Origin of the sequence: Hydrogenophaga sp. (genome assembly GCF_041913525.1) — a bacterium.
In the GTDB taxonomy this organism is placed as follows: Bacteria; Pseudomonadota; Gammaproteobacteria; order Burkholderiales; family Burkholderiaceae_C; genus Hydrogenophaga.
The window spans coordinates 167843-177876 of record NZ_JAYSFD010000003.1 but is presented as its reverse complement, the minus strand read 5'-3'; the positions used below and the strand labels follow the sequence as shown (position 1 = coordinate 177876).

At 71.7% G+C, this 10034-nt stretch carries 9 protein-coding genes; 5 read left to right on the top strand and 4 right to left on the bottom strand.

From position 1 onward, the window contains the following. Nucleotides 1–4 precede the first annotated feature (4 nt). The 3 genes from ACE3RQ_RS05805 (at nucleotide 5) to ACE3RQ_RS05795 (ending at nucleotide 2556) form a co-directional block, all read left to right on the top strand. Nucleotides 5–667 carry a response regulator transcription factor gene (locus ACE3RQ_RS05805; protein WP_374520832.1) on the top strand — a complete coding sequence of 221 codons (663 nt, stop codon included), beginning with the start codon at nucleotides 5–7 and terminating at the stop codon, nucleotides 665–667. After that, nucleotides 664–2046, top strand: a complete 1383-nt coding sequence (locus ACE3RQ_RS05800) for a sensor histidine kinase (protein WP_374520830.1) — start codon at nucleotides 664–666, stop codon at nucleotides 2044–2046. The genes ACE3RQ_RS05805 and ACE3RQ_RS05800 overlap by 4 nt, the downstream gene beginning before the upstream one ends. Nucleotides 2047–2136: 90 nt before the next feature. Beyond that, complete coding sequence (locus tag ACE3RQ_RS05795) at nucleotides 2137–2556, top strand: VOC family protein (protein WP_374520828.1); 420 nt, start codon at nucleotides 2137–2139, stop codon at nucleotides 2554–2556. A gap of 21 nt (nucleotides 2557–2577) precedes the next feature. Here the strand turns inward: ACE3RQ_RS05795 and ACE3RQ_RS05790 are convergent, their stop codons facing one another. Together ACE3RQ_RS05790 and ACE3RQ_RS05785 are read right to left on the bottom strand one after the other, a co-directional pair. Further along, a complete protein-coding gene (locus ACE3RQ_RS05790) occupies nucleotides 2578–3759 on the bottom strand; it encodes a hypothetical protein (protein ID WP_374520826.1) in 1182 nt (393 codons plus the stop codon). A 112-nt stretch (nucleotides 3760–3871) separates the two neighbouring features. Continuing rightward, a complete protein-coding gene (locus ACE3RQ_RS05785; RefSeq protein ID WP_374520824.1) occupies nucleotides 3872–4690 on the bottom strand; it encodes a dioxygenase in 819 nt (272 codons plus the stop codon). 178 nt (nucleotides 4691–4868) lie between these two features. Between ACE3RQ_RS05785 and ACE3RQ_RS05780 the strand changes: the two genes are divergently transcribed. Further along, the gene (locus tag ACE3RQ_RS05780; protein WP_374520822.1) at nucleotides 4869–7328 is read left to right on the top strand and encodes a Lon protease family protein; all 2460 of its coding nucleotides are present in this window, start codon (nucleotides 4869–4871) and stop codon (nucleotides 7326–7328) included. On the opposite strand, the gene ACE3RQ_RS05775 is transcribed toward ACE3RQ_RS05780, so the two are convergent. Then, entirely contained in the window at nucleotides 7309–7731 is a 423-nt protein-coding gene (locus ACE3RQ_RS05775; RefSeq protein WP_374520820.1) for a response regulator, read from the bottom strand. The genes ACE3RQ_RS05780 and ACE3RQ_RS05775 overlap by 20 nt on opposite strands. Beyond that, the gene (locus ACE3RQ_RS05770; protein WP_374520818.1) at nucleotides 7728–8537 is read right to left on the bottom strand and encodes a PleD family two-component system response regulator; all 810 of its coding nucleotides are present in this window, start codon (nucleotides 8535–8537) and stop codon (nucleotides 7728–7730) included. The genes ACE3RQ_RS05775 and ACE3RQ_RS05770 overlap by 4 nt, the downstream gene beginning before the upstream one ends. Before the next feature lie 270 nt (nucleotides 8538–8807). Between ACE3RQ_RS05770 and ACE3RQ_RS05765 the strand changes: the two genes are divergently transcribed. Beyond that, nucleotides 8808–10016: an amidase gene (locus tag ACE3RQ_RS05765; RefSeq protein ID WP_374520816.1), complete on the top strand. Its 1209-nt coding sequence runs from the start codon at nucleotides 8808–8810 to the stop codon at nucleotides 10014–10016. The last annotated feature ends 18 nt before the right edge of the window (nucleotides 10017–10034 follow it).

Below are 10034 nucleotides of genomic sequence, written 5' to 3'. Positions count from 1 at the left end.
CCCCATGCGCATCCTGCTGGTCGAAGACGAACCCACCCTGCGCGCCCAGCTCGCGCAGGCCCTGCAAGCCGCCGGTTACGCGGTGGACGAGGTCGACAACGGCCTTGACGCCCTGCACCTGGGCCAGACCGAACCGTTCGACGCCGTGGTGCTGGACCTGGGCCTGCCCCAGCTCGACGGCCTGAGCGTGCTGCGCCGCTGGCGCGAAGAAGGCCATGCCATGCCGGTGCTCATCCTCACCGCGCGCGACCACTGGCACGACAAGGTGGCCGGCATCGACGCCGGCGCCGACGACTACCTCACCAAGCCCTTTCACGGCGAGGAACTGCTGGCCCGGCTGCGCGCCCTCATTCGCCGCGCCAGCGGCCTGGCCTCGCCCTTGCTGCGCTGCGGTCCGCTGTCGCTGGACACGCGCAGCGGCCGCGTGACGGTGGGCGACGAGCCGGTGAACCTCACCAGCCACGAGTACAAGGTGCTGGCCTACCTGATGCACCGCCCCGGCGCGGTGGTCTCGCGCAGCGAGCTGACCGAGCACATCTACGCCCAAGACCACGACCGCGACTCCAACACCATCGAGGTCTTCGTGGCCCGGCTGCGGCGCAAGCTGCCGGCCGAGCTGATCGAGACCGTGCGCGGCCTGGGCTACCGCCTGGTGCCCACGCCATGACGCGGCGCGTGGCCTCGCTGCGCTGGCGCCTGCTGGCCGCCACCCTGGCCGCCATGGCGGTGGCGCTGACTTTGGCCGGCGTGTTGCTGCAGAGCCTGTTTCGCGAACACGTGATGCGCCAGACCGAGGCCGACCTGCTGCGCCAGCTTGACCTGCTCACCGCCCGCCTGGTGGTGGACGCCGCCGACCAGCCGCGCGTGGACGCCGCCGCCCTGGCCGACCCGCGCTGGCAACAGCCCTACAGCGGCCTCTACTGGCAGGTGGACAGACAAAGCCCCGTTCCCGCGCAGGGCGTGCTGCGCTCGCGCTCACTCTGGGAGGACACCCTGGCCCTGCCGATGGACGAACCGGTCCGAGGCGAGGTGCACCGCCACACCCTGGCCGGCCCGCAGGACAGTGAGCTTCGGGTGCTGGAGCGCACCGTGCGCGTGGGCCAGTCCGACAGCGCGTGGCGCCTGGGCGTGGCGGTCGACCTGGCCGAGACCGGCGCCGCCGTGGCCCGCTTTCGCGGCCAGTTGGTGCTCTCGCTGGCCGTGCTGCTGGTCTTGCTGGGCCTGGCCGCCTGGGCCCAGGTGGCCGTGGGCCTGCGCCCGCTGCGCGACCTGCGCGCGGCCCTCGCCGCCCTGCGCGAGGGCCGCGCCCACCGCCTGCCCTCGGGCCTGCCGGCCGAGGTGCAGCCCCTGGTGGACGACTTCAACCGCGTGCTGGCGCGGCAGGAAGACCACCTCAGCCGCGCCCGCACCCAGGCCGGCAACCTGGCCCACGCCCTCAAGACCCCGCTGGCCGTGCTGGACCAGCTCGCCACCCAGGCCGAGCCCCCCGCCGACTGGCGCCACCACGTGCGCGAACAAGTGGCCCTGGCCCGGCGCCATGTGGACTGGCAACTTGCCCAGGCCCGCGCCTCGGCCGCCGGCCAGCGGCGCGGGCACCGCACCGAGGTGGCGCCCACCGGCAACGCCCTGCTGCGGGTGATGGACAAGGTGCACGCGCAGCGCCACCTTGACCTGGGGGCGCACTGGCCGCGCGAGCCGCTGGTGTTCGCCGGCGAAGAACCCGATCTGCAAGAGCTGCTGGGCAACCTGCTGGACAACGCCTGCCAGTGGGCGCAAAGCAGCGTGGCCTTGATCGGCCAGCGCCTGCCCAACGACCGCCTGGTGCTGTGCGTGGACGACGACGGCCCCGGCATCGCCCCCGAGGCGCGCGAACAGGCCCTGGCCCGAGGCGGGCGGCTGGACGAACGCAAGCCCGGCAGCGGCCTGGGCCTGGCCATCGCGCACGACCTGGCGCGGCGCTACGAAGGCACGCTGACGCTTGAAGACTCGCCCCTGGGCGGCTTGCGCGTGCGGGTGGAACTGCCCGCCGCGCCCAACCTCGCCTGACGCACCAGGGCTGGCGCTTCAGCCCCACGCCGGCACAGGGTGGCGGGCTGCTGGTCCAATTGGGGCACTTCTTTTTTGACCGACCCCGCCATGAAATACCTGCACACCATGGTCCGCGTGACCGACATCGACGCCTCTTTGCGCTTCTACCGCGACGCCCTGGGCCTGGAGGTGATCCGCCGCAACGACTACCCCCAGGGCCGCTTCACGCTGGTGTTCCTGGCCGCCCCGGGCGACCACGAGGCCCAGGTGGAACTCACCCACAACTGGGACCCCGAGACCTACACCGGTGGCCGCAACTTTGGCCACCTGGCCTACGAGGTGGACAACATCTACGCCGCCTGCGAGCGCCTGCAGGCCCACGGCGTCACCATCCTGCGCCCACCGCGCGACGGCCGCATGGCCTTTGTGCGCTCGCCCGACCAGATCTCGGTTGAGCTGCTGCAAAAAGGCGAGGCCCTGGCACCGCAGGCCCCCTGGAGCGACATGCCCAACGTGGGCACCTGGTAACGGCCCGGCGCTTGGCGCGGTTCAGGCCTGGGCTGGCGCGGGCGCCGGCTCGGGCCAGGACACGCTGATCCGCACCGGGGCGGGCGACTCGGGCAGGCCCTCGCCCCACTGGCCGCCCAGCGCTTCCCACGCGCGACGGAAGTCGGCCAGCAGCGGCGAGGCGGGCGCGTCCGACAACACCAGCACAAACGCCCCCTCGCCCAACGCCGCGTCGCCCTCCAGGGCCTTGATCGCCTGCGCCAGGCGCTGCAAGCGGTCAAACAACAGGTCGTACCCGTCGTCCACACCTGGCTTGGTGCCTGCGCGCGCCGCCTCGCGCAAGGCGGGCAGGCGGTCCAACACCTGCGCCAGGCGCTCGGCGACCACCCGGCGGGCCACATCGGCCAGGCGCCGTGGCCACACCGGGTTGGCTGTTTGCTCGGGCGTCAGGGCCCAATGCACGCGAACGGCCTTCAGCGCAGGCGGCCGATCGGCCACCTGGGCCCAACGCACCACCAGCAAGGACACGCGACGCACCAGGTCCATCACCTCGGGCACGGGGGCATGCTCAGGCAAAGGAATGGGCAGCAGCACCACCGCGTCGCCTCGCCAAAAGGCCGACACCAGGGCCTGAAGCAGGCAGTCTTCGGCCCAGATGATGGCGTCGCTCACCCATTGTCTAGGCGCCGATGGTTGCAGCAGTTCGCGCGCCAGGTCCAGGCAGCGTTGCCAGGCCGCGCGCTCAGGGGCCAGGCGTTCGTCGGGGGCCGACACCGGCCAGGCCGCCAGGGGCGGCTGCGCCAGCGCGGCCTGCAAAGCCGCCAGGGCCGGCTCGCTCAGGCCCAGCAGGCGCTCGGTCAGGGGGGACAGGTTCCACTGGCCGGCGCAGGCCTCGGCCTGCTCCATGAGGCCTTTCACCAGCGCCTCGCACAGGGCAGCGTGGGCTTGGCCCAGCGCGGCCTGTGCCTCTGGCGTGCACAAAGCCAGGGCCATGGGCGCTTGCGCGGCCCAGGCCTGCAGGGCGCTTTGCACCTCGGGCAAGGGCGGGGCTGGTGGTGGTGGCGGCGGAGGCGGTGGCGCTGGTGGCTCAGGTGGGGCGCTGGGCGCGGGGGGCGGCTCGTCGGCAGGAACCGGGGGCGCCGAGGCCTCGGCGGTGGCGTCGGGCGCCGGGCTGGGTGAGGAACGGAATAACAGGGGCGAGGCGTTGTCGTTGAAGTTGTCCATGGCGCTGATGACCGGTGATGCGCGCCGCGCGGGCGCTGACCCATGGCCAGGCCACTGGCCATGGTGCTCACCGGTGGGTGTCAGGCGGCGGTGCCGCGCTGCAGCGCTGGCCTCAGGCGCTCAGCGCTTCCTCGGCCTGTGGCAGTGCCACGGTGGCGCCGAAAACATACGACTCCATTGACAGCACGCCGTGCTCGATGCCGCCGTCCAGCACGGTGGCCGGCAGGCTGCCACCGGCCGCGCCCAAGGCCACCAGCAGAGGCAGGAAGTGCTCGGTGGTGGGGTGGGCGCGCTCGGCGTGCGGGGCCAGGGCGAGGGTGTCGATCAGGCGCTGCCTGTCGCCCGCCAGCACCGCCTCGCGCACCCACTGGCTGAACTCGCGGGCGTAGGCCGCTTGCGGGACGCCGGCCTGCCGAAACTCGTAGAGGTTGTGCGTGAGGCTGCCTGAGCCCACGATCAGCACGCCCTCGTCGCGCAGGGGCGCCAGGGCCTGGCCGTAGGCGTAGGCACCGGGGCCGTCCAGGCTCACGGGCAGCGAGACCTGGAACACCGGCAAGTCAGCCTCGGGGTAGAGGTGCAGCAGCGGCACCCAGGCGCCGTGGTCCAGCCCGCGCTCGGGGTGGGCGCGGGCGTCCCAGCCGGCGGCGCGCAGCAGGTCCACCGTGCGCTGGGCCAGCGCAGGGTGGCCGGGCGCGGGGTATTGCAGGCGGTACAGGGGCGCGGGGAAGCCGCCGAAATCGTGCACCGTGGCGGGCTGCGCGCTGGTGCCCACCAGGGGCTGGTACGAGCCCCAGTGGGGCGAGACCACCAGCACCGCCCGGGGGCGCGGCAGCAGCGGGCCGAGCTCGCGCAACAAAGCGCCGGCACGCCCGGGTTCCAGCGCAAACGTGGGGGCGCCGTGGGACACAAAAAGGCTGGGCAAACGGTTCATGGTGACTCCTGAGATCGGGGGGCGGCACGGGGCGGCGCGGGGCGCCGAGGGCATGAGGTGACTCTACCGACCCAAATAAGCCCCATAAACCACTCAATTGCAGACAATTTATCCCGACACAAGGAACAATCTCGCGCACCCTGTGCCGCCATTCGCGCCCCGGGACTAAGCTCGCGCCATGACCTTGCACACCCTGAGCCCCGCCGAACTGCGCCTGACGATTGACCCGGAGAGCCTGGGCCTGGCCGACACCCGCGAGCTGGTGAACGAACCCTTGCCCTGGATCGGGCAGGCCCGCGCCGAGGCCGCGGCCCGCTTTGGTTTGCAAATGGACCAGCCCGACTACCACCTCTTTGTGCTGGGCGAGGTGGGCAGCGGGCGGCGCTCGCTGCTGCAGCAAATGATGCAAGACGAGGCGGGCAAACGCCCCACCCCGCCCGACCTGTGCTACCTGTTCAATGTGGACGCGCCCGAACACCCCATCGCCCTGCGCCTGCCCGCGGGCGAGGGGCGGCTGCTGCGCCGGCTGATGACCGAGCTGGCCCGGCGGCTGCAGGCCGACATTCCGCGCCGCCTGGTGGCACAAGACGTGCAGGCCGAGCGCGACCGGCTGCTGCTGGGCTTCAAGGCGCAGGAAGACGAGGCCTATGAAGCCTTGAGCGCCTTTGCCGAGGCGCGCAACTTTGCCCTGCTGCGCGAGCAGGGCCGCATCGTCTTCACCCAGCGCGACGAGGCCGGCCAGCCCATGACGGCTGGCAAGGCCCTGGGCCTGAGCCGCGAACAGCGCAGCGCGCTGGACCAAGGCGAGGCCGAGTTGCGCAACGAGATCAGCCGCTTTCTGGAGCGCCTGCGCGGCCTGGAGCGCGAGCAGGGCGAGCGCCTGGTGGCCCTGCACCGGCAGACCATCAAGCCGCTGCTGGAGCACGAGCTGCAGGCCATTCGCGCCGAGATGCGCAAGAACATCAAAGACAGCGTGAAGCTGGGCCGCTACCTCGATTCGGTGCAGCGCGACCTGCTGGACAACCTGGCCCTGTTCCAGGACGGCAACGGCGACATCGAAGACACGGCCGAGCGCCTGGCCGCCTTGGCCGAGCTGCTGGCGCGGCTGCAGGTGAACCTGGTGGTGGACAACCACGGGCGCGAGGGCGCGCCGGTGATCATGGAAGACAACCCGGTGTTTCGCGCGCTGTTCGGCAGCATCGAGTACGAGTCGGCCGATGGCGTGCTGGCCACCGACTTCTCGCGCATCCGCGCCGGCAGCCTGCTGCGCGCGCACGGCGGCTTTCTGATGCTGCAGCTGCGCGACCTGCTGGCCGACGAACCGGTGTGGGAGCGGCTGCGCCGCTTTCTGCGCAGCGGGCGGGTGCAGATCGAAGAGCCGGGCATGCTCTACGCGCCGGTGGCCGCCGTGTCGCTGGAGCCCGAGCCGGTGGACGTGGACGTGAAGATCGTGCTGGTGGCCTCGGCCGACGACTACTACCTGGTGCAAGAGGCCGACCCGGAATTCGCCCGGCGCTTTCGCTGCAAGGTGGATTTCGCCGAGCGCTTCGACGGCACGCCCGAGGCGCGCCGCGCCAGCGCGGTGTTCGTGGCGCACACCTGCGCGCGCCTGGGCCTGCCGCACTTTGACGCTTCGGCGGTGGCGGTGGTGATCGAGGCCATGCACCGCGAGGCCGCCGACCAGACCCGCCAGAGCGCCCTGTTCGCCCACGCCGAGACGCTGGTGATCGAAAGCGGCACGTTGGCCGCGCGCCGGGGGGCGGCGCTGACCACCGCCGACGATGTGCACGAGGCGCAGCGCGCGCGCACCGAGCGCCACAACCACCCACAGCAGTTGCTGATGGAGTCGCTCAAGGACGGCGAACGCTTGTTGGCCATTGAGGGCGAGCGCGTGGGCCAGGTGAACGGCCTGTCGGTGGTGGACCTGGGCGACCACGCCTTCGGCTTTCCGGTGCGCGTCACCGCGCGCACCCACGCGGGCGACGAAGGCCTGCTCAACATCGAGCGCGAGGTGCAGCTCTCAGGCCCCATTCACGACAAGGGCGTGATGATCCTGCACAGCCACCTCTCGGCGCTGTTCGCCCACATCGCGCCGCTGGCGCTGAGCGCGGCGGTGGTGTTCGAGCAGGAATACCACGGCGTGGAAGGCGACTCGGCCTCGTGCGCCGAGTTCTACGCCCTGCTCTCCAGCCTGGCCAACCTGCCGCTGCGCCAAGGCCTAGCCGTCACCGGCGCCATCAACCAGCATGGCGAGGTGCTGCCGGTGGGCGGCATCAACGAGAAGATCGAGGGCTATTTCGACACCTGCGCCATGCTGGGCCTCGACGGCCAGCAGGGCGTGCTGATGCCCCGGCGCAACGTGCGCCACCTGATGCTGGCCCCGCGCGTGGTGCAGGCGGTGGCCGAGGGGCGCTTTCACATTCACGCGGTGGGATGGGCCAGCGAGGGCATGGCGCTGCTCACTGGCACGCCATTTGGCGAACTGGCCCACGGCCGCTTCCCGCCCGACAGCGTGCTGGGCCGGGCCCAGCACACCCTGGAGGCCTACCGCCGCGCCTGCGACGCCAGCGGCGCCGGGCCGTCTGACACCAAGCGCGGGCGCAGCACGCCCCGCCCGCTCAGCCCGGCCCGCCGCTGACCGAAGGGCCGGCGGTGGCCAGCTGGGCGATGGTGTCGAACAGCGTCTCCACCTCCACGCCCTTGTCGATGAGCGCGTCCACGCCCACGGCCCGGGCGCGCTGGCGCAGGGTATCGTCCACCACGCCCGACGACAGCGCCACGCGCAGCGTGGGGCGCAAGGCCTTCACCGCAGCGGCGAAGTCCAGCCCGCTCATGGCCGGCATGTTCTGGTCGGTGACCACCAAGTCCACCACGACGGCGGGGTCTTGCAAGGCCGCCAATGCCTCGCGCGCATTGGTGTGGCCCACCACGGCAAAGCCCATGCGCTGCAGGCGCCGGCGCACCAGAAAGACGATGGCATCGTCGTCGTCCACGTACCAGATGTGAGCCCGAGGGGCAGTCGCCGACTCGTCGGCGCTCAATGCCCACCTCCTGGCAACATGTGCTCGGTGAGAGTGATGACGCGCCCGGTCATGTCGCTGCACAGTTGCTCGATGGCGGCCAGCCCGCTGATCATGCGCGACTCATCCGGGCGACGGGCATCGGCGCGCAAGCGCTCCACCACCTCCAGCACAGCGGCAATGTCGTCCAGCAGTGACGAGGTGATCGCCAGTGGCGGGTGGACCGCCTCGGCTGGCGCATCGGGCGCGGCCACCTCAGGCGCCTCGGCCAAGGGTGCACGCGTGGACATGAACTCCTGCGGAGTCAGTGTCCGGGGAAACAACTCGTCATCTGCCAGCAGGGCGGCACGGGTGGTGGGCACCTCGTCAGCGGCGTCGTCCATGAGCTGCGCATCCCGTGCGTCCCGGCGCATGGGGCGCAAGGGAGCTTTGGCCCCCGACACCAACAGGTCCAGCACCCGGCGGCGCAGCACCTCGCGGTCTACCGGTTTGGTCAGGAACTCGCTCACGCCCAGGTCCAGGGCGTGGTGGCGCAACTCCGGGGCGCTGTGCGAGCTGACCATGACAATGGGCACCGACTGGTGGAGCGGGTCTTGCCGCATGGCCTGCACGATCTCAAAGCCCGACACGTCGGGCATATCGGCGTCGGTGAGCACGAGGTCCTGTGGCCCTTCTCTCAAGATGCGCAAGGCGTCTTCGCCGCGCACCGCAAAGCGCAGCGTGGCCACGTCCAGCAGCGTGCGCGCCAGCACATGAATCGTGCTCGGTTCGTCGTCAATGATCAGGATGCGGTAGGTCTTGCCACCGCTGCCTTCGGCCAATTGCATGGGAGAAGTCAGGAAACAAATCTGAGAAAGGTGTGAGGCCCGAGGATACCCCCGGGGGGCACTCACAGCGCAGGGCGAACACACCACGCTGCGCCACCCATCGCCCCAATCGCTCCGTTCGGTTCTTTTTCACCATCCGTTACAAGCGCCGGAGTGCCTCCACTGGCAGAGGCAGGTGAAACCCCGATGCCCGCGCCCGTGGGCTGCGGCACAACTGGCACGTCACTTGCTGACGCCTTGGCCATCACTGGTTTCATTTGGACGCACGCCATGCCCCCCGCCCGCCCCTTGAGCTTCGACATCGACGACACCGTGCACGCCTGGGTGCCCCATGGTCGCTTCGCCATCGCCGGGCAAGCCGGCGGCCCCTTGAGCGGCCTGCGCTTTGCCGCCAAAGACGTGTTCGACGTGGCCGGCCACCGCACCGGCGCGGGCAACCCCACGTGGCTGGCCACGCACCCGGCCGCCACGCGCCACAGCCCCATGGTGCAGACCCTGCTGGACGCCGGCGCCGACCTGATGGGCAAGGTCATCACCGACGAGCTGGCCTACAGCCTGCAGGGCGACAACATTCACTACGGCACGCCCATCAACAGCGCCGCGCCCGAGTGCGTGCCGGGCGGCTCGTCCAGCGGCTCCTGCGCCGCGGTGGCTGCGCGCCTGGTGGACTTCGCCCTGGGCACCGACACCGGCGGCTCCACCCGCGTGCCGGCCAGCTACGCCGGCATCTGGGGCCTGCGCACCACGCACGGCCTCTTGCCCAGCGAGGGCCTGGTGCCGCTGCACCCGCGCTTTGACACGCCCACCTGGCTGGCGCACGACGCCGACACCTTCGAGCGCGTGGGCCGCGTGCTGCTGCCCGACACCGCCTTTGAACCGCAGCGCCTGCTGGTGCCGCAAGACGCCTGGTCGCTGGCCGATGCGGTGTTTGATGCGCCCTTGCTGCGCGTGCGCGACGCCCTGGCCCGCCACTTGGGCACCGCGCCCGAGCCCGCCACCTGGTGCCAGGACGCCACCCTGGCCGACTGGCGGCAGGCCTACGCCACGGCCGGCGGGCACGAGGGCTGGCGCCTGCATGGCGCCTGGATTCGCGCCGCACAGCCCACCTTCTCGCCGGCCATCGCCGCGCGCTGGGAGGCCGCCAGCCGCATCAGCGACGAAGCGGCCGCCCAGGCCCGCGCCACCTCGCAAGCGGTGCGCCAGCGGGTGCGCGCCCTGCTGGGCAGCGACGGCGTGGCCGTGCTGCCCTCGGCCGCCGGCCTGGCGCCACGGCGCGATGCCGACCCGGCCGCGGTGGACGCGGTGCGCCAGCGCACCATGGCCATCACCTGCATCGCCGGGCACGCCGGCCTGCCGCAGGTCAGCCTGCCCATGCGCGGCGCCCATGGCGAGGTGCTGGGCATTTCGCTGCTGGGCCCGGCCGGCACCGACCTGGCCCTCATCCGCCTGGCGCGGGCATTGCTCGCCGAGGTGGCCTGAGGGCCTGGGCCACTGGGC

What these genes read in the sequence shown, in the direction of transcription:
- ACE3RQ_RS05795 (WP_374520828.1), top strand. Translation starts at nt 2,137, where the DNA reads ATGAAATACCTGCACACCATGGTCCGCGTGACCGACATCGACGCCTCT.
- ACE3RQ_RS05765 (WP_374520816.1), top strand. Translation starts at nt 8,808, where the DNA reads ATGCCCCCCGCCCGCCCCTTGAGCTTCGACATCGACGACACCGTGCAC.
- ACE3RQ_RS05805 (WP_374520832.1), top strand. Translation starts at nt 5, where the DNA reads ATGCGCATCCTGCTGGTCGAAGACGAACCCACCCTGCGCGCCCAGCTC.
- ACE3RQ_RS05785 (WP_374520824.1), bottom strand. Translation starts at nt 4,690, where the DNA reads ATGAACCGTTTGCCCAGCCTTTTTGTGTCCCACGGCGCCCCCACGTTT.
- ACE3RQ_RS05790 (WP_374520826.1), bottom strand. Translation starts at nt 3,759, where the DNA reads ATGGACAACTTCAACGACAACGCCTCGCCCCTGTTATTCCGTTCCTCA.
- ACE3RQ_RS05770 (WP_374520818.1), bottom strand. Translation starts at nt 8,537, where the DNA reads ATGCAATTGGCCGAAGGCAGCGGTGGCAAGACCTACCGCATCCTGATC.
- ACE3RQ_RS05780 (WP_374520822.1), top strand. Translation starts at nt 4,869, where the DNA reads ATGACCTTGCACACCCTGAGCCCCGCCGAACTGCGCCTGACGATTGAC.
- ACE3RQ_RS05800 (WP_374520830.1), top strand. Translation starts at nt 664, where the DNA reads ATGACGCGGCGCGTGGCCTCGCTGCGCTGGCGCCTGCTGGCCGCCACC.